The organism is Undibacterium sp. Ji22W (genome assembly GCF_049340305.1).
GTDB lineage: Bacteria > Pseudomonadota > Gammaproteobacteria > Burkholderiales > Burkholderiaceae_D > Undibacterium.
Window position 1 is genome coordinate 166,740 of record NZ_JBMPOU010000004.1, and the last position, 24,880, is coordinate 191,619.

Sequence of the window (24,880 nt, forward strand, 5' to 3'; positions counted from 1 at the left end):
ATCTTATTATGGTCACTTATTTAGCAAACGGGAGCGGCATGAAATAAATCAAGAAGCCTAAAACACCCAAAATCATTACCAGCGCATAGTGGTAGATGAACCCAGTCTGGAACAGGCGAATCATTTTGGAGAACAACCCTACTAACTTCGCACTTCCATTGACCACCAAGCCATCGATCAAACCTTTATCACCAATATTCCACAAACCACCACCCAACAAACGTGCACCGCCAGCGAACACGACTTCGTTGAATTTATCTAGGTAATATTTATTATCGAGCAACGTATAAACTGCACTAAATTTTTGTTTGATCATCGTTGGGATTGCAGGTTTCACCATATAGAAGAAGTAAGATAATGCAACTCCCGCCAATGCCAACCAGAAAGGCGGGGTCATTAGCGCATGAATACCCATTGCTTGCCAACCATGGAACTCCTCTTTCAATTCACCCATCGCATGATGAGTGTGGTGATCAATGAAAATCACATCTTTGAAGAAGTCACCGTAAAGCATCGGTTCTATCGTGTACAAGCCGATCAACACTGATGGCACTGCCAATAAGGCCAATGGTACCCAAACCACGGCTGGAGACTCATGCGGTTTTTGTCCCGGGGCCAAGCCGTGGTGGTGATCGTCATGATGATCGTCCTGTCCATGAGCATCGTGGGCGTGGCCAAAATTTTCTTTACCGTGAAATACTAAGAAGTACATACGGAAAGAATAGAAAGCCGTGACAAACACACCAGCCAACACCGCAAACTTCGCAAAACCTGCACTCGGCAAATGTGACAACATGACGGCTTCGATAATCGAATCCTTTGAATAGAAACCGGAGAAAAATGGTGTTCCAATCAATGCCAAGGAGCCTAACAACGAAGTAATCCAGGTTACTTTCATGTACTTACGCAAGCCGCCCATGTTACGAATATCCTGGTCATGATGCATACCAATAATTACAGATCCGGCAGCTAAGAATAGCAAAGCTTTAAAGAAAGCATGGGTCATCAAATGGAATACTGCGACTGAATAAGCAGATGCACCTAAAGCCACAGTCATGTAACCCAGTTGAGATAACGTCGAATAAGCAACAACCCGCTTGATATCGTTCTGGATAATTCCAAGGAATCCCATAAACAAAGCGGTAATAGAACCGATGATCATGATGAAATTCAATGCGGCATCAGACATCTCGAACAATGGCGACATACGCGCCACCATGAAAATACCGGCCGTCACCATGGTTGCAGCGTGAATCAAAGCAGAAATTGGCGTAGGACCTTCCATTGAATCTGGCAACCATACGTGCAAAGGGAACTGCGCTGACTTACCCATGGCACCAATAAATAAACAGATACAGGCAACGGTGATCAACATCCAGTCGGTACCTGGCAACATCAATGGTGCAAGCTCGCCCTTCTTCGCGAAAACTTCCGCATAGTCCATAGAACCAGTGTAAGCAACCAATAAGCCAATACCTAAGATAAAACCAAAGTCACCGACACGATTCACCAAGAAGGCTTTCATATTCGCGTAGATAGCCGTTGGTTTAGTGTACCAAAATCCAATCAGCAAATAAGAAACCAGACCTACTGCTTCCCAACCGAAGAACAATTGCAAGAAATTGTTGCTCATAACGAGCATCAACATCGAGAAAGTGAACAAAGAAATATATGCGAAGAAACGATTATAACCCTCGTCTTCCGCCATATAACCAACTGTATAGATATGCACCATCAGAGAAACAAAAGTCACTACGCACATCATCATGGCAGTTAAGCTATCAACTAGGAAACCGACTTCCAGTCTCAAACTACCGACCGTCATCCAATGATACAAAGTGGCATTGTATTTCGCACCATCTAGTACCTGGGACAAAGTCATACAAGACAAGATGAAAGCGATCAATACACCAAGGATAGTCGCCGTATGCGAGACCTTGCGTCCGACCAAATTGCCGAAAAATTTCGTGCCTAACAGACCTGCAATCGCTGAACCAGCGAGTGGCGCTAATGGTACTGCCAGCAATAAATGTGGGTTAAGTTGCCCCGCCATAATGACCCTTTGTTATCTTAATTCTTATAAATTCTCGAACTGCACTCAAACGAAGAAGACCGTTACTTACTTTAGCCTTTGAGCGTACCCAGATCTTCAACATTAATCGTATCCAGATTACGGAACATTACGACCAAAATTGCAAGTCCAATTGCAGATTCCGCTGCAGCCACTGTCAAAATAAAGAATACAAAAATCTGCCCGGCTGCATCACCTAGATAATGCGAAAACGCGATGAAATTCATATTCACTGCCAACAGCATCAATTCAATCGCCATCAATAACACAATGATGTTTTTGCGATTCATGAAAATACCCACAACCGAGATCGCAAATAAAATTGCGCCCAATATCAAAAAATGTGTCAGTGTTAAAGTCATTTATGCACCTGTGTTTTCTGCATTTGCCTGCGTATCTGTCTTTGCTCTTGCACGATCAGATTCAGCTTTCATACTCACGATACGGATACGGTCGGCGGCTTTCACTTTTACCGCGGCCGCTGGGTCAAAATACTTACTGTCTTTACGGCGACGCAAAGTTAAAGCGACGGCGGCGACGATCGCCAACAGCAAAATTGCGGCAGCAACCTCGAAGGCAAACAGATAATTAGTAAAAATTTCCAAACCCAGAGCCTTCGTTCCACCGATCTGTGATGCCGCTGCCGGTACGTTGTTATCTGGACGTAAGAAACCTTTTAATAAAACTGCAGACATTTCCAAGGCCACAATCACGCCAACAATTGCCGCAAGAGGTAAACGACCCCAGAACCCCTCTCGCAATTTGTCGATATCAATATCCAACATCATCACAACAAATAAGAACAAGACCATAACTGCGCCGACATACACTAACACCAGCACGATTGCCAAAAATTCGGCTTTCAACAATAACCAAATTCCGGCTGCGGTAAAAAATGATAAGACCAAAAACAAAGCAGCATGTACAGGATTACGGGCAGTAATCACCTGCGTTGCAGCGATAATCAAGATCGCTGAGAAGGCATAAAATAATGCAGTAACAAAATCCATAATTCAGCTCTTCCAGTCTTAGCGGTATTTAGCGTCAGCTTGACGCGCTGCCGCGATTTCTGGTTCGTAACGATCACCCACTGCGAGTAACATCTCTTTAGTGAAATACAAATCACCGCGTTTTTCACCGTGATATTCCAACACGTGCGTTTCCACAATCGAATCAACTGGACAAGACTCTTCACAGAATCCGCAGAAAATACATTTAGTCAAATCGATATCGTAACGTGTGGTACGACGTGAACCATCTTCGCGTTGGTCAGATTCAATCGTAATTGCCATTGCAGGACAAACAGCTTCACACAATTTACAAGCGATACAGCGTTCTTCACCATTTGGATAACGACGCAAGGCATGCAAACCACGAAAACGTGGTGATTGCGGTGTTTTTTCCTCTGGGAATTGCACCGTAATTTTGCGCGCAAACATATAGCGACCAGTCAAGGCTAAGCCCTTGATCAACTCGCGCAGCATCAAGCTGCCAAAGAAATCCTTAATTGCTTCCATTATTTGCTTCCATTATTTGCTAGCATCATTCGCCAGCATTATCTGCCGACATTTTTCTTTAGCCGATTATTTCCAAATGTTCCAGGAGGTTTGCATCCATGCCGCCACGATCACCAAGTATGTCAAAGTCAGAGGAATAAAAACTTTCCAACCCAAACGCATAATTTGATCGTAACGATAACGTGGGAAAGATGCACGAGCCCAGATAAACAAAGAAACCACGAAGAAAGTCTTCACGCCTAACCAAATCCAACCCGGAAGGTAAGCTAACAAACCTAACACTGGAACTGCGTGACCAATCGGGGAATTCCAGCCACCGAGGAACATCAATGACGCCAATGCGGAAATTAAGATCATATTGGCATATTCAGCGAGGAAAAACATCGCAAACGACATACCAGAATACTCGACCATGTGACCCGCAACGATTTCAGACTCACCTTCCACTACGTCAAACGGATGACGATTTGTTTCAGCGATGCCTGAGATGACGTACACGACAAACATGGGCAACAAAGGCAACCAATTCCATGAAAGAAAATTCCAGCCATACTCAGCGAAGTAGCCTTTCGACTGACCGTTCACTACATCTGTCAGATTCAAGCTGCCTGACACCATCAGCACGATCACCAATACAAAACCCATCGCGATTTCATAAGAAATCATTTGCGCTGAAGCGCGCATAGCGCCAAGGAAAGCATATTTAGAATTAGAAGCCCAACCTGCGATGATGATCCCGTAGACTTCCATCGAAGTAATAGCCATGATCAACAATAAGCCAGCATTTACGTTAGCAAGTACAATTTCCGGACCGAAAGGAATGACCGACCAAGCTGCCAAAGCCGGCATAATTGTCATAATCGGCGCAATCACGAACAAGACTTTATTCGCTTTTGCTGGGATGATGATCTCTTTCAACAGCAACTTTAAAGCATCGGCAATCGGTTGCAACAAACCTGCTGGACCTACGCGATTTGGACCAAGACGTACGTGCATCCAACCTATCATCTTACGTTCCCACAAGGTGAGATAGGCTACGCAACCCATGACCGGCAAGGTGATGCAGACGATTTTCACCAGAGTCCACACTAAAGGCCACAAACCACCAAGGTATTGAACGCCGTAAGATTGAACCGTATCTAAGAAATTCATTATGCACGCTCCACATTAATCGGGCCAAACATCGCACCCAGTTGATGCGTTGCCAAAACACCGGCAGCCACGCGCACGACAGTCGCAGGCAAAGATTTATCAAGCTTGGCAGAAACCATGACTGATGCCCCAGCTTGAGTCACCTTCACGTAATCACCATCCTCAATACCAAGGCGAGCAAATTCTGCAGCGCTGAGACTTACGCCTGCTGCTCTTGCATCGGCAGTGCGCTGCAACGATTCTGCACGACGCACAATGGCATCGGTACTGTAAATAGGCACATCGGAAACACGTTCCAAACCAGAAACTGATGAAGAGGACGTAATCGCCACATCAGTAATATTATTTAATTTAGCGGACAAATCTGCTTGCCCCTGGCCCAAAACCGCATCGCGAACCGCTTCTGCCGTTTCAAATTCAAAGTTATCCAAGCCCAATAAGTTGCCGAGTACACGCAAGACTTTCCATGCTGGACGGGTATCACCTAATGGTTTAACGACGCCGTGGAAGCTTTGAGCGCGACCTTCGCAGTTGACGAAAGTACCAGCTGTTTCTGTGTACGGAGAAACCGGTAAGAGTACATCCGCGTATTCCAAACCATGCTTAAACGGTGACATCAACACTACCATATCGGCTTGTGCCAACACGGCTTGCGCCTGATTAGCATTGGCAAAATCGAGTTCAGGTTCAGCGTTCAGCAATACGACTGCTTTTCGCGCGTTACTTAGCAAACTTGCGGCTGCATCTGCATTCGCAGGAACTGCATCTGCCAGATAAGCGCCAACTGTATTTGCTGCTTCAGTCAGATAACCAAAGCCTGCACCCGTATTCTGTGCAATCCATTGTGCCAAAGCATGAATCTTTGACGCATCAGGATGTTGCGCTGCTGTATTCCCAAGAAATACACCGGAGGAAGCGGCATCTGCGCCAGACAACAAGCTAGTAGCTATCGCTTGAGCTGATTCTGAAACTGCGACATCTGCCAACCCAACAGGTTTCGCAACTTGTTTGACAGTAGCCACTGCGGTGGCTACTTCAGCCAAGAAAGACAACCAAACAGATGGTGCCAATACAGCTTTGTTGGCGACTTTCATCAGCAACTCATCGTCAGTCGCATGTAAGACACTTAATTTAGCTCCGGACTTCACTGCTTGGCGCAAACGTGCTGCCAACAATGGGTGATCTTTACGCAAGAAAGAACCGATCACAAAAACATTTTTCAGCTGTGCAAATGCTGTGATCGACATACCCAACCAAGGCTTGATCTTAGCTGTCAAGCCAAAGTCAGATTGACGTAAGCGTGTTTCGATATTCTCAGAACCCATACCTCGGACTACGCGTGACAACAAGCTCATTTCTTCCAATGTCGAATTGGCAGTCGCTAAACCAGCGATAGAATTTGCGCCATGCTCATGTTTCACATTTTTTAGTCCATGTGCAACATATTCCAAGGCAGTTTGCCAGTCTGTTTCTTGCCATTGACCGCCCTGCTTCAACATAGGCTTAGTCAACCGATCTGCACTATTTAAACCTTCGTAGGCAAAACGATCTTTGTCGGAAATCCAGCATTCATTCACCGCATCATTTTCCAGAGGAACGACGCGCATTACTTTGTTATTTTTGACTTGAACGATTAAATTTGAACCGAGACTATCATGTGCGCTAACAGACTTACGACGTGACAATTCCCAAGTACGGGCTGAATAACGGAAAGGCTTAGAGGTCAATGCGCCGACCGGGCAAAGATCAATCATGTTGCCGGACAATTCGGAATCAACCGTCTTACCAACGAAAGAAGTAATTTCCGAATGTTCACCACGGCCCAACATACCAAGTTCCATCACGCCGGCAACTTCCTGACCAAAGCGCACGCAACGTGTGCAATGAATACAGCGACTCATCTCTTCCATGGAGATCAAAGGACCTACATTTTTATGGAAAACAACACGCTTTTCTTCCTGATATCGTGAGCTGGTTTTTCCGTAACCAACTGCCAAATCTTGCAATTGACATTCCCCACCTTGATCGCAAATCGGGCAATCCAATGGGTGATTAATCAGCAAAAATTCCATTACATCTTTTTGCGCTTTGACTGCTTTATCACTATTCGAACGAACGATCATACCTTGCGTCACAGGAGTGGCGCAGGCTGGCAATGGTTTAGGAGCTTTCTCAACTTCGACTAAACACATGCGGCAGTTCGCAGCTATCGACAATTTCTTGTGATAGCAAAAATGAGGAATATAAGTGCCGAGTTTATTAGCAGCGTCCATCACCATGCTGCCCGCAGGGACTTCTACTTTTTTGCCGTCTATTTCAATTTCAACCATGATGTGCTCTGGGTACGCTAAGCGAATAAATATTCAGACTTGAATGAATTTTCAATTCAAGAACAAACTAAAGCTTTGTTTATAAATAAGTCGGAACCAAGCAGTGTTTATGCTCGATATGGTATTCAAACTCTTCACGGAAATTCTTAATGAATGCACGAACAGGCATCGCCGCCGCGTCACCCAAAGCGCAAATCGTACGACCTTGAATACCATCGGCGACTGCATTTAACATATCCAAATCGTCTGGACGACCTTGACCATTTTCAATACGATGTACCATACGATACAACCAACCGGTGCCTTCACGGCATGGCGTACATTGACCACAAGATTCTTCAAAATAAAAATAAGACAAACGCAGCAAAGATTTCACCATGCAACGCGTTTCATCCATTACGATCACAGCACCAGAACCGAGCATGGAGCCGGCTTTGGCGATAGAGTCATAGTCCATATCGGTTGCCATCATCACGTCACCAGTCAAGACTGGCATGGAGGAACCGCCTGGAATCACTGCTTTGATTTTCTTACCATCACGCATGCCGCCAGCCAACTCTAATAAAGTCGCAAACGGAGTGCCCATTGGTACTTCGTAGTTGCCAGGTTTAGCAACGTCGCCAGACATGGAAAAAATCTTCGTTCCGCCATTATTTGGTTTACCCAAAGCAGCGTAATTTTCACCACCCATTGCCAACACAAATGGTACCGCGGCAAAAGTTTCCGTGTTATTGATGGTCGTTGGTTTCCCATATAAACCAAAGCTTGCAGGGAATGGTGGTTTGAATCGTGGTTGACCTTTTTTGCCTTCTAAAGATTCCAACAATGCTGTTTCTTCACCACAGATGTATGCACCGTAACCGTGGAAAGCATGTAACTGGAATGAGAAGTCAGATCCATGAATGCGATCACCCAACATATTCGCAGCGCGCGCTTCTTCTAAGGCTTCTTCAAAACGATCATAATCAGCGAAAATTTCGCCATGAATATAGTTGTAGCCGACCGTAATACCCATCGCGTATGCACCAATCGCCATACCTTCAATCAAGGCGTGCGGATTGTAGCGAATGATGTCGCGATCTTTAAATGTACCTGGTTCGCCTTCATCAGTATTACAGACTAGATATTTTTGGCCTGGGAATTGACGTGGCATAAAGCTCCACTTCAAACCTGTCGGAAAACCAGCACCGCCACGACCACGCAATGAGGAAGCTTTCAGCTCCGCAATCACTTGCTCTGGAGGGATTTTTTCATCCAAAATACGTTTTAAAGATTGATAGCCACCGCGCGCAATGTAGTCTTGCAGGTGCCAGTTTTTACCGTCTAAGCCAGCAAGAATCAGTGGCTTGATATGGCGATTATGTAGACTCGTCATTATTTACCTGCTTCTGTTGTTTGGCTTAATTCAGTAACTAAGGCATCAATTTTGTCATTCGACATAAAGCCGCACATACGCTTATTATTGACCAATAACACTGGTGCATCACCGCAAGCGCCCATGCACTCACCTTCCATCAACGTGAACTGACCGTCAGCACTGGTTTCTTTGTAATCCAAACCGAGTTTTTGTTTCAAATGATGTGCTGCACGTTCACCACCAGACAATGCACATGGCAAGTTCGTACAAACAGTAATCTTGTGCTTACCGACCGGCTTGGTATTGTACATATTGTAAAAGGTCGCGACTTCCTGCACTGCAACAGCAGGCATACCGATGTAATCGGCAACAAATTGCAATACCTCAGGAGATAACCAACTGGTTTCATCCTGGGCAATCGCCAAGGCCGCCATCACGGCAGACTGACGTTGATCCGCAGGGAATTTTGCCAATTCGCGATCAATTTTCTTTAATGCTTGCTCTGATAAGACCATCGCTTTTGCCTCAAATATCGACCTTTGATTAAGGTCGATCATCTATCAATATTTAATCTACAAATAACCAATCACCGGTCAATTTCACCGAACACAATATCTTGCGTACCAATAATCGTGACCGCATCGGCAATCATGTGACCTTTTGCCATCTCATCTAAACCTTGGAGGTGGGGGAAACCCGGCGCACGAATCTTCATGCGATATGGCTTATTCGCACCATCTGACATCAGGTAAATACCAAACTCACCTTTTGGATGCTCTACTGCGGAATACACCTCACCTGCAGGAACATGGAAACCCTCAGTGAACAATTTGAAGTGATGGATTAACTCTTCCATATTCGACTTCATATTCACACGACTTGGCGGCGCGACCTTATGATTAGTCGACATCACTGGTCCCGGATTATTACGCAACCATTCCACGCATTGCTTGATAATGCGATTAGATTGACGCATCTCTTCGACGCGCACTAGATAGCGATCATAACTGTCGCCATTCACACCAACTGGAATGTCGAAATCTAACAAATCATAAACTTCATATGGTTGTTTCTTACGCAGATCCCATTCGATGCCTGAACCGCGCAACATAGGACCAGTAAAGCCCATCGCCAATGCACGCTCAGGAGTGACTACACCGATACCGACCAAACGCTGTTTCCAGATACGATTATCCGTCAGCAATGTTTCATACTCATCGACATATGTCGGGAAACGATTGGTGAAGTCTTCAATAAAATCCAGAAGAGAACCTTGACGATTTTCATTCAATAATCGAATCGCTTTTTCGTTTTTAAGTATGGACGCTTTATGCTTAGGCATTTCATCTGGAAGATCGCGATACACGCCTCCTGGACGATAGTAAGCAGCGTGCATACGCGCACCAGAAACTGCTTCGTAGCAATCCATCAAATCTTCACGTTCACGGAAAGCATATAACATCACCGCCATCGCACCGACGTCAAGACCATGTGCACCGATCCACAACAAGTGATTCAAAATACGCGTAATTTCATCAAACATCACACGAATATATTGTGCACGCAAAGGCACTTCTAAACCGAGCATTTTCTCAATTGCCATCACATAGGCATGCTCATTACACATCATCGACACATAATCTAGGCGATCCATATAAGGAACCGACTGCAAGAATGTCTTTTGCTCGGCTAATTTTTCAGTTGCGCGATGCAACAAACCGATATGCGGATCCGCACGTTGAATAACTTCGCCATCTAATTCCAGCACCAAACGCAAAACACCATGCGCCGCCGGATGCTGAGGACCAAAGTTTAAGGTGTAATTTTTAATGTCAGCCATATTGCTTCCTCAGCCCTTAATTCCGTAATTTTCTTCGCGAATAATACGTGGCGTATTCTCACGTGGCTCGATCGTCACTGGCTGATAAACCACACGCTTTTGATCTGCGTCATAACGCATTTCTACATAGCCAGAAACTGGGAAATCTTTACGGAAAGGATGACCAATAAACCCGTAATCAGTCAAAATACGACGCAAATCGTTATGACCATCAAACAAAATACCAAAGAAGTCGAAGGCTTCGCGCTCATACCAGTTTGCAGTACTCCACACATCCACCAGTGAAGCGACGATTGGAAATTCATCATCCTCTGCAAAAACGCGAACACGCAAGCGCCAATTATGCTTCACCGAAGTGAGATGTGACACCACTGCAAAACGTTTACCGTCCCAAATCCCATCACCATAAGTTGAATAATCAACACCACACAGATCAATTAACTGTTCGAAGTGAGTCGCAGCGCTATCACGCAAATCAAACATTACTTTTAAATAATCCTTAGCGGAGACAACAACAGTCAGTTCACCTAGCGCCAATTGCGACTGCACGAGTCGTTCGCCGATGACACCCTTTACTGCTGACTCGAGATTTTCTAGTTTGGTAGTCATTTTGCTTTAGTTTATAAATTTCTGCGCCTGCAAAACTAGCGGGCGATAGTATTGGTACGCTTAATCTTGTTTTGCAACTGGATAATGCCGTAAATCAGCGCTTCTGCAGTAGGAGGACAACCGGGAACATAAATATCAACCGGCACAATACGATCACAACCACGCACAACAGAATAAGAGTAGTGATAGTAACCACCACCATTCGCACAAGACCCCATGGAAACAACCCAACGCGGCTCAGCCATCTGATCATAGACTTTCCGCAAAGCCGGTGCCATCTTATTGCACAAAGTTCCAGCAACGATCATCACATCAGACTGGCGTGGAGATGGGCGAAATACCACACCAAAACGATCCAGATCATAGCGAGAACAACCAGCATGCATCATTTCAACCGCACAGCAAGCCAGACCAAATGTCATTGGCCACATCGAACCTGTTTGAGTCCAATTAATCAGCTTGTCCAAACTAGTGGTAACAAAGCCTTCGCTTAACACGCCTTCAATTGACATAAGCTTTTCCTATCAGGTCACTCCCAATCGAGGGCGCCTTTTTTCCAGATATACCAAAAACCGACCGCAAATTCCAAGATGAAGCCAAGCATCACCAAGAAACCAGTCCACCCCAATTCCTTCATGGACACAGCCCACGGGAAGAAGAAAGCAGTTTCGAGATCGAACAAAATAAACAAAATCGCAACAAGGTAGTAACGCACATCAAACTTCATGCGCGCATCTTCAAAGGCTTCAAAGCCACACTCATAGGCTGATGTTTTTTGACTATCTGGCCGATGTGGCGCAAGAACACGCCCAAGAACTTGCGGGACAATACCAACCGCAATACCGACCAAAATAAAGAGAAGAACTGGGAAATAATTTTCGAGGTTCACGTTAGCTTATCCGTATAAAAACGCAACATTGAGATGTTAATTGCATGCTTGAGTGATTGCTCAATTCAAACTTTTTTTCGCAACCACTTCCTCGATCAAATCAAGCAGAATAGCTTGACTTATTCTTTGGTGCCGACGACGAGACTCGAACTCGTACAGCTTTCGCCACTACCCCCTCAAGATAGCGTGTCTACCAATTTCACCACGTCGGCATAAGCCCAGCATTGTACTCGTTTCAGCTCAATTGTTCAACGCACAATTGCAGTAATTCAAGATTTTTTTGCCGGACAAACTGATCTACATTAAGTTATTTCGGGATTTCAGTCGCCTGACTTGCAGCCGCAGAAGCAGATGGCGTAGCGGACACTGCCGCATTTGCTGAAGCACTAGCTTTTGCCGCCGGCAAATTCTCCATCACACCAACAGTAGAAGGTGCTTTATTTGCACCAAAGGAAGTCAAAATCAATGTCGCAACAAAGAAAACCGCTACGGCAACTGCCGTCGATTTTGACAAAAAATTAGAAGAGCCAGTAGCACCAAACAAACTACCAGAAGCACCAGAACCAAACGACGCCCCCATATCCGCGCCCTTACCATGTTGCAGCAAAACCAAACCAACGATCACTAGCGCAGAAATTACCTGAACGATCATTACCAAAGTAGCCAAAGAAGTATTCATTTAAAACATCCAATCAAATTTAATCTTTTACAAATAACATCTGAGAATTTCAGCCGAAATCTCAAAACTCAAAATTCCTACAGAATTCTAAACTTAAGCAGCCGCAATAATCGCCAAGAAGTCTACCGCCTTCAAGGACGCGCCGCCAATCAAGCCACCATCAATATCAGGCATCGCTAACAATTCCTTAGCATTATCAGGCTTCATACTTCCACCATACAAAATACGAACCTTTTCTGCCGCAAATACACTTCGCTCAGCAAGCGCCTTACGCAAAACAGCATGTACTTCTTGCGCCATTTCCGGCGTCGCCGTTTTTCCAGTCCCAATCGCCCAAACCGGCTCGTACGCCACAACAATGCGCGCCAAAGCACCATCATCCAATACATCCATTACCGCTTGCAACTGAGTGACCACCACCTCACTAGTTTTACCCGCTTCACGCTGCTCCAATGTCTCCCCGACACATACAATCGGACAAATATTCGAGCGTAGTGCCTGCAAGGATTTTTGCGCGACCAGTTCATTTGACTCATGATGATAAGCGCGCCGTTCAGAATGCCCGACAATCACATACTTGCAGGAGAAATCCGCCAACATTGCCGGCGACACCTCGCCTGTATAAGCACCTGATTGATGCGCAGACACATCTTGCGCACCAAAGGCTACCGGGGTTTTTGCCAACGATACTTCACATTGAGCCAAATACACGGAAGGCACGCAGACCAGAATTTCGCTAGTCGATTCAATTGATGCCGCCAGCAACTCCCCCAGCAAGCTAGAGTTTGCAGAGAGACTGCCGTTCATTTTCCAATTACCGGCTATTAATGTGCGTCGCTGTTGTGCCATAAGATTCAAAATTTAATTAACCCGCTATTGTATCGCGCCAGAGCTAACAGGGTCAATTTTCCAAGCAAAAGTTTAAAATCAATTACGACATTTTTGTTTTAATAATGGTAAATTTGATCAGAAAAGAAGCATTTCTACAAATTAAAGGGTTTCAGCAATTGAAAAATCAAAGGCGGAAAGTGCCGCTTTCTAATCACAGCTCCAAAACCAGCTTACCAATATGCTGACTAGCCTCCATCGCTTCATGCGCCCGACATGCATCCGTCAAAGCGAAAACTTGATGCACTACCGGCTTGACCACCCCGCTCTCCAATAATGGCCAAACGTTTTGACGCAAAGCGCGGGCAATGCTTGCCTTAAATGCGACTGAGCGTGGACGCAGAGTTGACCCGGTAATATGCAAACGGCGACGCAGTACTTGCGACAAGTCCAACTCCGCTTTAGCGCCACCCAACAATGCAATCACAACCAAGCGACCATCGTCCGCCAGACAATCGATATTTTTGGATAAATATTTGCCCGCCACCATATCTAAAATCACATTCACACCATCTCCCAAAGTCTCCGCCTTGACAGCCTCAAGAAAGTCCTCAGTACGATAATTGATTGCACGCACAGCCCCCAACAAGTCGATCGCTCGACATTTTTCATCAGAGCCTGCTGTAGCCAGCACCCTTGAACCCAATGCCGTCGCAATTTGTATCGCGGCGACGCCAATACCCGATGTGCCGCCATGCACCAACAGTGTTTCACCTGCGAGTAAGCCTCCACGATCAAACACGTTTGACCACACAGTGAAAAAAGTTTCTGGCAAGGATGCAGCCTCAATCAAACTTAAGCCTTTGGGAACTGGCAAACATTGCACTAACGGCGCGATACAATATTCAGCATATGCCCCACCCTGCACCAAGGCACAGACCCGATCACCCATTGCAAATTCACTATCAGATAACTCCCCAGCAACAATTTCACCAGCCACTTCCAAACCAGGCAAATCCGAAGCTCCAGCAGGAACAGGATAATGCCCCATGCGCTGCAATACATCAGGTCGATTGACGCCCGCCGCCCGCACTCGTATCAGCACCTCACCAGCAGCTGGAACTGGCACTGGGCGCTCACACAACTGTAAAACATCAGGCTTACCATACTGCGTAATTTCTATTGCTCGCATTTTTCACCCCACTAAAGCCAAGTCACAAAAAAACACCAAATCAACACAAGTTCACAAGAAAAAACCGTTCGCAGTTTCCTACGAACGGTTTCATTTTACGTCAGCCTAATGGCGATTTACTGTCTACAGCCAGAAAATCATAAGCAAACAAAATTGCGCAATTATGCCTCTGGCGCGACTTCGACTGGAGCCGCTTCAGCAGCAGCTTTCATCGACAGCTTAAAGCGACCGCGATCATCTGTTTCCAGAACTTTCACACGCACTTGCTGACCTTCTTTGAGATAATCAGCAACAGCATTTACGCGCTCATTAGCGATTTGACTGATGTGCAACAAGCCGTCTTTTCCTGGCATGATTTGTACAATCGCACCGAAGTCCAATAACTTCAATACGGTGCCTTCGTAGATTTTGCCGACTTCAACTTCTGCCGTCAATTCTTCGATGCGACGTTTCGCTTCTTGACCGGCAGCAGCATCTACAGAAGCGATAGTCACAACACCTTCATCGCTGATATCAATTTGGGTACCAGTTTCTTCCGTCAATGCACGAATTACTGCACCGCCTTTACCGATCACATCACGGATTTTTTCTGGATTGATTTTCACAGTAATCAAGCGTGGTGCAAAATCAGACAATTCGACTTTACCGACTGGAACTGCTTTTTGCATTTCACCCAAGATATGATCGCGACCTTCTTTAGCTTGCGCCAAAGCGACTTGCATAATTTCTTTAGTAATACCTTGAATCTTGATATCCATCTGCAATGCAGTGATACCTTCTGCAGTACCAGCGACCTTGAAATCCATATCACCGAGGTGATCTTCATCACCCAAGATGTCGGTCAAAACAGCAAATTTATTGCCATCTTTGATCAAGCCCATCGCGATACCAGCAACGTGCGCTTTCATCGGCACACCCGCATCCATCAATGCTAAGCAACCACCGCAAACAGAAGCCATGGAAGACGAACCATTAGATTCTGTAATTTCAGAAACTAAACGTACTGAATAGCTGAAATCTTCTGGTGAAGGCAATGCTGCTTGCAATGCACGTTTTGCTAAACGACCGTGACCAATTTCACGACGCTTAGGTGTACCAACGCGACCTGTTTCGCCAGTAGCGAACGGAGGCATGTTGTAATGCAACATGAAGCGGTCAGAGTATTCACCCATCAAAGCATCAATCTTTTGTTCATCGCGGGAAGTACCCAAAGTTGCAATCACCAAAGCCTGTGTTTCACCACGTGTGAACAAAGCAGTACCGTGCGTACGTGGCAATACGCCAGTACGAATCGTGATTGGACGCACAGTGCGTGTATCACGACCATCGATGCGTGGCTCGCCATCCAAAATTTGGGAGCGAACGATTTTGGATTCCAGATCAAACATGATGTTACCGACATCACCAGAATCTGGCGTTGCAGTACCAGCCGCTGCCGCTTGCTCAGCCAAAGCTGCACTCACTGCTGCACTAGCTGCCTTCAACTGATCAGTACGCGCTTGTTTTTCTTTAGTTTGATACGCAGCACGTAACAACGGCTCAGCTACTGCAGTCACTGCAGCAATCAAAGGCTCATTCTTCGCCGCTGGTGCCCATTGCACTTCTGGCTTACCGCCATCACGCACTAAATCATGAATCGCATCGATGACTGCCTTCATTTGCGTATGACCATACACAACAGCACCCAACATGACTTCTTCAGACAATTGTTGCGCTTCAGATTCCACCATCAACACAGCAGATTCCGTACCAGCAACCACCAAATCCATCGCCGATGTTTTCAATTGCGTTGCGGTTGGGTTCAATACATATTGACCATCAATGTAACCAACGCGTGCTGCGCCCACCGGACCACTAAATGGAATACCAGATACGCAAATCGCTGCAGACGCACCGATCATTGCTGCGATATCAGGATCGATTTCTGGATTCACGGACAACACATGCACAATCACTTGCACTTCGTTCAAATAACCTTCTGGGAACAATGGACGAATCGGGCGATCAATCAAACGCGACGTCAATGTTTCTTTTTCTGATGGACGACCTTCACGCTTGAAGAAGCCACCCGGAATACGACCAGCTGCATAGGTCTTTTCCAAGTAATCCACGGTCAATGGGAAGAAATCCTGACCTGGCTTGGCATCTTTTTTCGCAACAACTGTCGCCAATACAACGGTATCTTCAATCGATACCAATACAGCGCCAGAAGCTTGACGTGCGATTTCACCTGTTTCCAAGGTCACTGTATGTTGACCGTATTGGAATGTTTTCGTAACTTTATTAAACACAATGTGTCCTTTCACTATTTTCCGACAGATTTCCAGGGGCTGTCGTTCACCTCACCACAAGCAATTCAGTTTCGAATCACCCTTACCACTTCCAACAATCTCACTACTTTTACTACCAACGGTGCCCAACTTGTGAGCAAATTTAAGCACCATAAAGGCAAAAAGCCTGCGTCAGTCAAACTGACGCAGGCTTTTTACTTTAATTCTTTGCTGTGCTTAGCAAAATACTCTGATGAGTAGATTACTTACGCAAGCCGAGTTTTTCGATCAATGAACGATAACGGTTCAAATCTTTACCTTTCAGGTAAGACAACAAACTCTTACGACGGTTAACCATCATAATCAAACCACGGCGTGAGTGGTGATCTTTAGAGTGAGATTTGAAGTGACCATTTAAGTCATTGATACGTGCAGTCAACAAAGCAACTTGCACTTCTGGAGAACCTGTGTCGTTTTGACCACGGGCATTATCCGCAACGATAGCGGCTTTTGCACTTTTTTCGATAGACATCTTATTTCCTTTACATGCGATACCAAGAGTTAGGTTTTTGAACCAGCACCGTCGATATCGTGAAATACCATTAATAAATCCCATCAGAATTTGATGAGACCGCGACTATAGCATGGAAAATAGTGCGATTTCAAGAAAAACCATGAAATACCTCCAGGGGCACGTTTTTCGCTCTAGGAGGCATCTCAATACTACAAAGAAAATATCAAATCTGCGGATTCAACTTTTCAACCTTAGAGTGTAATTTGTTCAAAGCCGAAATGTAGGCCTTCGCAGAAGCCACCACGATATCGGGATCTGCCCCTACGCCATTCACGATACGTCCAGCTTTGCTTAATCGTATGGTCACCTCACCTTGCGATTGCGTGCCGGCAGTGATCGCATTAATCGAGAATAACAACAACTCCGCTTCGCTCTTCACTTCTGATTCAATTGCGCTAACGATCGCATCCACCGCACCATTACCTTGGGCAATACAGGATTTTTCTTTATCGCCTATCGTCATTACCACGACCGCAGAAGAACGTTCGCCAGTTTCTGAGTGCTGACTGATGGAAACCAAACGATAGTGATCGGCGTCATGTGAATGCTCTTCATCGGCGACTACTGACATAATGTCTTCGTCAAAGATTTCTGATTTTTTATCAGCAAGTTCTTTAAAACGGGCAAATGCTGCATTGATTTCAGTTTCGGATTCCAAGGCAATACCAAGTTCTTGCAAGCGTTGTTTGAACGCATTTCGACCTGAAAGTTTGCCGAGAACGATCTTATTTGCACTCCATCCCACATCTTCCGCACGCATAATTTCATAGGTGTTGCGTGCTTTCAAAATACCGTCTTGATGAATACCTGAGGCATGAGCGAAAGCATTTGCACCGACGATCGCCTTATTCGGCTGCACGGCAAAGCCTGTGATTTGCGAAACCATTTTTGAAGTAGCTACAATTTGTGTGGCATCAATACCAATATCTAAATTGAAGTGATCTTTACGAGTACGCACTGCCATAACGATTTCTTCCAGCGCGGTATTCCCTGCACGCTCACCGAGACCGTTGATCGTACATTCCACTTGACGTGCACCACCGATCATGACCCCAGCCAATGAATTTGCTACTGCCATACCCAAGTCATTATGGCAATGCACGGACCAAATTGCCTTATCCGAATTCGGAATAGTTTCGCGCAAGCGTTTCAACGTACTACCGTATAATTCCGGCACACCATAACCAACTGTATCCGCAAAGTTGATAGTCGTTGCACCTTCTTTAATCACCGCTTCAATGACACGGCAGAGGAAATCAAAGTCGGAACGGCTCGCATCTTCTGGACTAAACTCCACATCGTCCGTGAATTTCCGCGCAAAACGAACTGCTTGAATCGCTTGCTCCAAAACTTGATCTGGGCTCATGCGCAACTTCATTTCCATATGCAAAGGCGAAGTCGCGATGAAAGTATGAATACGCTTGCGCTGGGCTTTTTCCAAAGCTTCAGCCGCACGTGAAATATCTCTGTCATTAGCACGTGACAAAGAGCAGATAATTGGTTCACGCACCGCCGCAGCAATCGCTTTAATCGACTCAAAGTCACCAGGTGAGGCTGCAGCAAAACCCGCTTCAATCACGTCGACCTTTAAACGCTCTAGTTGACGGGCGATGCGTACCTTTTCATCCTTGGTCATAGATGCGCCAGGGGATTGTTCGCCGTCACGCAAAGTTGTGTCGAATATGATGAGTTTGTCTGCCATGTTTGCCTCCGAAAATGCCGAAATTAGATAGTAAAAATAAGTGAGATTAAGTGAGATTAATTAAAACAGTCGAGTAAAACTCGATGACTTGAATAGATCTTTCCCGCCCCTTGCAAAACGCACACGGGTGAGAGACTACTCAAGTTGTGGGGTAATTGGATTTAGCGCGCGAGCGCTAGTAGCGTGTTCGCTAGAGACAATGCTAGTAGAGATGCCAGGATAGCGGCAGCTGGTAATGCCAACGACAAAAGCAGACCGGAGCGATCTGCTTTAATGAATGCTTTTTGAGCATTATATGTCGTGGTTGGGCGTTTCATGCAGAAGACTATAAGCGGGATTACACAAAAGCGCAAGAGCCCGCCCTCAATTATTTCTTAACGTCGTTAGCTTCGTCATCATGCAACTCTGGAGACAACTGCACCAAGCTCACAGGGCGACCTTTACGCCAGCGCCAAAGCAACAATACATAGCCAGACATGGCATAAATCACAAACAAAGCGAATAGGACTTTTGGCGGATCACTCACCACCGCGACGTAGGCCATTACGATCAAAAATGGCGCAATGAAAGGAACGGAGCGCTTCAAATTCAAATCCTTAAAACTATAAAATGGCACGTTGGTCACCATGGTCAAGCCTGCGAACAAGGCCACGCCCCAGGCAAACCAGCGCACATCTACTCCAGGAATCGCCAGATCATCCATCAGCAAAATGAAGCCCGCGACCAAAGCTGCCGCTGCTGGGCTTGGCAATCCTTGAAAATATCGCTTATCCACCACGGTAATGTTTGCGTTAAATCGTGCCAGTCGTAACGCAGCGCCCGCGCAATATACAAAGGCCGCCAACCAACCCAATTTTCCCATTCCCTTCAAAGCCCATTCATAAGCGATCAAAGCTGGTGCAACACCAAACGACACCATATCTGACAAGCTGTCATATTGCGCGCCAAATTCACTTTGCGTGTTGGTCATGCGAGCAACACGACCATCGAGACTATCCAACACCATCGCTGCAAATATAGCCAGACCAGAATGTTCAAATTTTTGATTCATTGCCATGACGATCGCATAAAAACCACAAAACAATGCGGCCGTCGTGAATGCATTTGGCAAAAGATAGATGCCGCGTGAAGGCTTACGCGGAGCGCCAAGCGGTTCTCCGTTGTTTTTTCTCGCGCCGCGTGGGAATAACTTAAAACTGCCCTTAGGCTTGCGATTTTTAACTGGCGTCATGCTAATTTTTAATGTAGACAATATGGCTATAGAGCGAAAAAACCGAGCAAAATCGATATCTTTTAAGTTGATAACGGCGTGCTCAGTTTGGAATTCTTCAAGTATAACCGCGAAATGCTAGGACGAAAACCAATTTGAAACACTGAAATAAGTGAAACCAAAAACGCACCAGATAAAAAAATGCTTACACATTGCACAACCCGATGACACCAAAAGTGCCTATAGCTCAATCAAAAATCCATTTGCTAACGACAACAGTAATTTTCTAAGCAAGCGTCCTCACAAGATGTTCACGTTCCCATTGTCGCGTCTTTGCTGCGGTTAAAAAATGCTCGACATTTTCTAGAAGACTAATATCGATCACGCCGAGGTCCTTTTCTATACCGATATGTTGCAGCATCAATTCGCCGCCTTGGTCGACACCAATGGTTTTTAAATGCGCATAAGCGTCACGAACAAAATCTATCGCACTGCTTTCTTTTCGCAACAACATCGCCGCATCATGTGTCAGAACGAGCGCAATCGCATCAAACAAAACCGAAGGCGTGCCTGCCAGTTGCCCATCTGCCTTCACGAATGAACCTTCGGAAAGTCTTATGTGGTTAATACTCATCGCGATAATTTTCAATGTAGCGCCAGCTTCTTGTAGCGCTTTTTCGATGGCATCAATGATGGTCTTATCCGATCCATCCGCTATCAATACCCCCACAGCCCGTCCCTGTAAGGTGTTCGCTGCTTTTCCGATTAATTGCAAAGCGGGAGAAATTGGAAAGTTTTGCACCAATTGTGCTGGATGCACAGCCATCGGCAAATCAAAAATGCCCAATCCCGTTGCAACCCTTACTGCTAGGTCTTCCTCGATATTTCGTAAATGCGCAATCATTGCTTTATGAATATGAGGATGCTCGACTTTCGACAATTCAAATACTAAAGCGGACCGCAAATGCGCTTTTTCGTATTTACTCAAGCTCAGATAAAATTGACGTGCTTGGCTATAGTGGTCGGCAAAGCTCGCAGATCGGGCACGCACTTTGATCCCATTTTCCTGCATTCCCATGCTGCGAAATCCATGCTCTGGCTGCTCGCTAAGAACATCACTAGCCAAAGAATTCGGTTCGTACGCGACACGACCACTTGGCACTGACATCTGCATATGACCATCGCGCTGGTGGTTGGCGTACGGACATTTCGGTGCATTAATAGGTAATTGATGAAAATTGGGCGATCCCAGTCGCGACAGCTGTGTATCCAAATAAGAAAAAAGTCGCCCCTGCAATAAAGGATCGTTGGAAAAATCAATACCAGGCACCAAATGTGAAGGGCAAAAAGCAACCTGTTCGGTTTCGGCAAAAAAATTATCCGGCCAGCGATTCAATACCATGCGTCCTATCACTAGCAAAGGCACAAGCTCCTCTGGAATCAATTTGGTCGCGTCAAGATGATCGAAAGGGAACTGCGCCGCTTGCTCTTCCGTAAATAGCTGAACCGCAAATTCCCATTCTGGGTAATGACCAGCGCTGATAGCCTCGAATAATTCGCGTCGATGAAAATCAGGATCTGCACCCGCCAGCTTCATGGTTTCGTCCCACAAAGTCGATTGCAATCCTAGTTTTGGACGCCAGTGAAATTTAACGAATGTAGATTCCCCTGCGCCGTTAATTAATCGAAAAGAATGAATACCAAAACCTTCCATCATACTCAACGATCGCGGCAGTGTGCGATCTGACATTATCCACATCACCATGTGCATCGATTCTGGCGTGAGTGAAATGAAATCCCAAAACGTATCATGCGCGGTCGCGGCTTGCGGAAAACCACGATCTGGCTCCATTTTAATGGCGTGTACTAGGTCGGGAAATTTAATTGCATCTTGAATGAAGAAAACAGGAATATTGTTGCCGACTAAATCCCAATTCCCTTGCTGCGTATAAAATTTCACTGCAAAACCGCGTGCATCGCGCGGCGTATCCGCAGAACCAGCACCACCGGCAACCGTGGAAAAACGCGCAAACAACGGTGTGACTTCGCCAACTTCTGATAGGATTTTTGCGCTTGTGTACTGAGCAAGAGAATGTGTCAATTCAAAATAGCCGTGTGCCCCTGTTCCTCTTGCATGGACGATGCGCTCTGGAATACGTTCATGATCAAAGTGTGTGATTTTTTCCCGTAAGATAAAATCTTCGAGCAAACTTGGGCCCGCGATATTAGCCCTTAAAGAATTCTGATTATCCGCAATGCTCACGCCTTGATTAGTGCTCAAGGCAAGCTCACCTTGCGCTGCAAGCTGATGCCACTCTCCTCCTTGACCTATACTGCAATCGCTAACGATAGCAAGAGGTGAACTGGCTTCATTGCCCTGTATTTCGATTTCATTTACTTCAGCGTGCTGCAACTCTTTAGACGATTGAATCTTCGACATGATGTATTTCCGCTAGATGGTTGTTGGCAATTACCCGCAGCTATGTTGTCGAACCAGTGGATGACGGTCTGTGCGACATCACACCCAATGGAGAAGTCCGTGCTATTTTGGATGCGGAGATTTACCAGTTTGCACTTTGCCGCAAATCACGCTCTCTTTTGAGCCAGAATTAACCAAGGGAATAAGCGCAGCAATTGGTGCTAAGGCAGCCAAAGCAATTGCGGCTCCAGCACGCAAGGCAACGACGCCCTTATCAATTTCTGTGGTGGGGTGTTGCAGCGTGCCGCGTATATAAATCGGTGCGCGCAGTGAAATCAAACGTACTCCTTTACTCTTTTGTGTCATTTCCACATTAATTTTCTCTTGCTGTAAGTTGACGTTGCCTTGCAACGTCAACCTCGACTGTTGTGTGTCAACAATCATTTTTACGATTTTCATCACGCCTTGATGAACAGTGAAACGCGCGTCGAGACAATTTAACTTAACATCCTCGTCCCCAAGCAAACTGGTCAGCACAATACTGCCAATATTCAAACCGATCTTTTCTAGTAACAATTTACTTATCGTGCCTTGATGAATATAAGCACTTAATTCGCCATGAGAAGCCCCCAGTAAACTAGCGATAGAATTCCCCTCCGCCGTCAATGATGCCTCAGCATTAATTTCGCCTAGACTGGCATCGAGATCTTTCACAAACGGCATCACTTTCTTCAATTGCAGATGACGTGCGCGCACTTGTATGTTAGCGAGAATCGCGTTCTTTTCACGCTCCTGACTGCCGTCCAAACGTATATCGGAACTAAGACTGCCTCCCGCCAAATCAAAATTAAGTGGCGTCAGGCTAAGGACTCCCGACTGCAAGCGCAAATGTGTGGTTAGTTTTGAGATTGATGTGACAGCGCTATGAATAATATGATCTGCACTAAACTTCACATCGGCATCAATACTTTTCCAACGATCTGTCTTAAACGTCTCAATTGGAAGTATTTTGTTGGAGGGTTGCACGATCGCAAGCCCACGAGTCTGTTTGCTCGAGCGCGAATCCAGGCCAATGATAGGCGCGAGATCAGAGAACACAAGCAATTTCGATGTAATTGCACCACTCAGCAAAGGACGGGGCGATTTCAAATCAAATTGTAGATCGCCTGCGATATCGCTGGCACCAACCTTTCCTCTAAAATCATGATAAGTCCATTTTCCACCATCCTTTTCTAGGTCCCCACTTAACTCACCTTCAGTTGAAAAAGGTGGTGTCTCGGGTAAAAATATCCCACTCAGTCCATATAGTTTTGCCATACTCAGTGCAGATACAGCTAAACGCATGTGAACCGCCATCAGATCGGTGGGACGCGTCAAACTACCCCGTAGTGCAATCGTTGTTTGATCTTGCCGTAGATAGCCCTGAATCGGGAACGGTCGGCTCGGGTCGTTCATGGCGAGAACCGCACCGGCATGTCCCTCTCCGATGAGGCTCTCGGCATTCAACTCTCCATTCAATTTCCAGGCAAAATAATAGTCAGGATCGTTGCGGTCTTCCTTCAAGATTATTTTCACGTCGATATGCTTAATTGCATCTCGTAGATACACGATGCCTTCAGATAAGGCGATTTGTTGCAGGTCCAATCGCCATAATGACGCGCCACCGGATTTATTCAGCGCCCAATTATTCGCACCATTTGCATTTCTGAGGAGGTGAATTTCTGGTGCATTGAGGCTCAGTACTGGGATGCTAATTTCTTTATGCAATAAGCTCCATGGACTTAAAGAGAAGCTCACTTCTTGGATGCTGGCCGTTTCTTTTTGAAAGCCTGTGACGATAGGAGGCGAATTCGTACTTCCTCCGTTCCTCTCGGTCTGATTGGACGCGCCGACTAAGTCAATTTGTGGTCGTTGAAAACTGACTGGATCGTCTATATGAATGTCCGTTGCGGTGAATCTTGGCCAAGGTATCCAGCGAAGCCAATTGAGATCGGGAAGATTTTTATTGAGGGTAGAATTCAAATCCGCCTTAACCCACTGCAAACGCAGCTCCCCCTGAATCTGAAACGGCCGTCCCAATGCTTCCGTCATCACAGCATTCACCTTAGGCTTAAGCCGATTCCAGTCAAACGTCGACATGAAAACTATAGCAATCATCGGTAGCGCTATTAACACAGCAAAGACACTTAGTAAGACTTTGGTTTTGATTTGAATTTTCATAGACTGACATGTCTCACTCAT

21 protein-coding genes and 1 tRNA gene are annotated in these 24,880 nt (G+C 45.8%); all 22 read right to left on the bottom strand.

Going from position 1 to position 24,880, the window contains the following annotated elements; genetic code table 11:
* Positions 1 to 16: 16 nt before the first annotated feature.
* Entirely contained in the window at positions 17 to 2,053 is a 2,037-nt protein-coding gene (gene nuoL, locus ACO0KW_RS18310) for an NADH-quinone oxidoreductase subunit L (RefSeq protein WP_423054807.1), read from the bottom strand.
* 71 nt (positions 2,054 to 2,124) lie between these two features.
* Complete coding sequence (nuoK, locus tag ACO0KW_RS18315; RefSeq protein ID WP_186940007.1) at positions 2,125 to 2,433, bottom strand: NADH-quinone oxidoreductase subunit NuoK; 309 nt, start codon at positions 2,431 to 2,433, stop codon at positions 2,125 to 2,127.
* A complete protein-coding gene (locus tag ACO0KW_RS18320) occupies positions 2,434 to 3,081 on the bottom strand; it encodes an NADH-quinone oxidoreductase subunit J (RefSeq protein ID WP_423054808.1) in 648 nt (215 codons plus the stop codon).
* An 18-nt stretch (positions 3,082 to 3,099) separates the two neighbouring features.
* The gene (gene nuoI / locus ACO0KW_RS18325) at positions 3,100 to 3,588 is read right to left on the bottom strand and encodes an NADH-quinone oxidoreductase subunit NuoI (protein WP_186889854.1); all 489 of its coding nucleotides are present in this window, start codon (positions 3,586 to 3,588) and stop codon (positions 3,100 to 3,102) included.
* A gap of 66 nt (positions 3,589 to 3,654) precedes the next feature.
* A complete protein-coding gene (nuoH, locus tag ACO0KW_RS18330) occupies positions 3,655 to 4,740 on the bottom strand; it encodes an NADH-quinone oxidoreductase subunit NuoH (RefSeq protein WP_423054809.1) in 1,086 nt (361 codons plus the stop codon).
* Entirely contained in the window at positions 4,740 to 7,070 is a 2,331-nt protein-coding gene (gene nuoG / locus ACO0KW_RS18335) for an NADH-quinone oxidoreductase subunit NuoG (RefSeq protein WP_423054810.1), read from the bottom strand. Before nuoG ends, nuoH begins: the two co-directional genes overlap by 1 nt.
* A 79-nt stretch (positions 7,071 to 7,149) precedes the next feature.
* Complete coding sequence (gene nuoF / locus ACO0KW_RS18340) at positions 7,150 to 8,445, bottom strand: NADH-quinone oxidoreductase subunit NuoF (protein ID WP_186940003.1); 1,296 nt, start codon at positions 8,443 to 8,445, stop codon at positions 7,150 to 7,152.
* Entirely contained in the window at positions 8,445 to 8,942 is a 498-nt protein-coding gene (gene nuoE / locus ACO0KW_RS18345) for an NADH-quinone oxidoreductase subunit NuoE (RefSeq protein ID WP_423054811.1), read from the bottom strand. Before nuoE ends, nuoF begins: the two co-directional genes overlap by 1 nt.
* 71 nt (positions 8,943 to 9,013) lie before the next feature.
* A complete protein-coding gene (locus ACO0KW_RS18350; protein ID WP_423054812.1) occupies positions 9,014 to 10,267 on the bottom strand; it encodes an NADH-quinone oxidoreductase subunit D in 1,254 nt (417 codons plus the stop codon).
* A 9-nt stretch (positions 10,268 to 10,276) separates the two neighbouring features.
* Positions 10,277 to 10,876, bottom strand: a complete 600-nt coding sequence (locus ACO0KW_RS18355) for an NADH-quinone oxidoreductase subunit C (RefSeq protein WP_423054813.1) — start codon at positions 10,874 to 10,876, stop codon at positions 10,277 to 10,279.
* Positions 10,877 to 10,911: 35 nt separating this feature from the next.
* The gene (locus ACO0KW_RS18360; RefSeq protein WP_186923149.1) at positions 10,912 to 11,388 is read right to left on the bottom strand and encodes a NuoB/complex I 20 kDa subunit family protein; all 477 of its coding nucleotides are present in this window, start codon (positions 11,386 to 11,388) and stop codon (positions 10,912 to 10,914) included.
* 17 nt (positions 11,389 to 11,405) lie between these two features.
* A complete protein-coding gene (locus tag ACO0KW_RS18365; RefSeq protein ID WP_423054814.1) occupies positions 11,406 to 11,765 on the bottom strand; it encodes an NADH-quinone oxidoreductase subunit A in 360 nt (119 codons plus the stop codon).
* A 127-nt stretch (positions 11,766 to 11,892) separates the two neighbouring features.
* Positions 11,893 to 11,977 (bottom strand) — tRNA-Leu (locus ACO0KW_RS18370).
* A 95-nt stretch (positions 11,978 to 12,072) separates the two neighbouring features.
* Complete coding sequence (secG, locus tag ACO0KW_RS18375; protein WP_423054815.1) at positions 12,073 to 12,444, bottom strand: preprotein translocase subunit SecG; 372 nt, start codon at positions 12,442 to 12,444, stop codon at positions 12,073 to 12,075.
* Between the two features lie 93 nt (positions 12,445 to 12,537).
* Complete coding sequence (gene tpiA, locus ACO0KW_RS18380; RefSeq protein WP_423054816.1) at positions 12,538 to 13,293, bottom strand: triose-phosphate isomerase; 756 nt, start codon at positions 13,291 to 13,293, stop codon at positions 12,538 to 12,540.
* A gap of 193 nt (positions 13,294 to 13,486) precedes the next feature.
* On the bottom strand, positions 13,487 to 14,464 hold the full coding sequence (locus ACO0KW_RS18385; protein WP_423054817.1) for an NAD(P)H-quinone oxidoreductase: 978 nt from the start codon (positions 14,462 to 14,464) through the stop codon (positions 13,487 to 13,489).
* 161 nt (positions 14,465 to 14,625) lie between these two features.
* Positions 14,626 to 16,755 (bottom strand): polyribonucleotide nucleotidyltransferase, encoded by a 2,130-nt coding sequence (gene pnp / locus ACO0KW_RS18390; protein ID WP_423054818.1) that lies wholly within the window; start codon positions 16,753 to 16,755, stop codon positions 14,626 to 14,628.
* 241 nt (positions 16,756 to 16,996) lie between these two features.
* A complete protein-coding gene (gene rpsO, locus ACO0KW_RS18395) occupies positions 16,997 to 17,266 on the bottom strand; it encodes a 30S ribosomal protein S15 (RefSeq protein WP_186889867.1) in 270 nt (89 codons plus the stop codon).
* A gap of 205 nt (positions 17,267 to 17,471) precedes the next feature.
* On the bottom strand, positions 17,472 to 19,010 hold the full coding sequence (locus tag ACO0KW_RS18400) for a 2-isopropylmalate synthase (protein WP_423054819.1): 1,539 nt from the start codon (positions 19,008 to 19,010) through the stop codon (positions 17,472 to 17,474).
* A 367-nt stretch (positions 19,011 to 19,377) separates the two neighbouring features.
* Positions 19,378 to 20,241 (bottom strand): CDP-diacylglycerol--serine O-phosphatidyltransferase, encoded by an 864-nt coding sequence (gene pssA, locus ACO0KW_RS18405; protein ID WP_423054820.1) that lies wholly within the window; start codon positions 20,239 to 20,241, stop codon positions 19,378 to 19,380.
* A gap of 265 nt (positions 20,242 to 20,506) precedes the next feature.
* A complete protein-coding gene (locus tag ACO0KW_RS18410) occupies positions 20,507 to 22,660 on the bottom strand; it encodes a catalase (protein WP_423054821.1) in 2,154 nt (717 codons plus the stop codon).
* A 102-nt stretch (positions 22,661 to 22,762) separates the two neighbouring features.
* Complete coding sequence (locus tag ACO0KW_RS18415) at positions 22,763 to 24,859, bottom strand: AsmA family protein (protein ID WP_423054822.1); 2,097 nt, start codon at positions 24,857 to 24,859, stop codon at positions 22,763 to 22,765.
* Positions 24,860 to 24,880 lie beyond the last annotated feature (21 nt).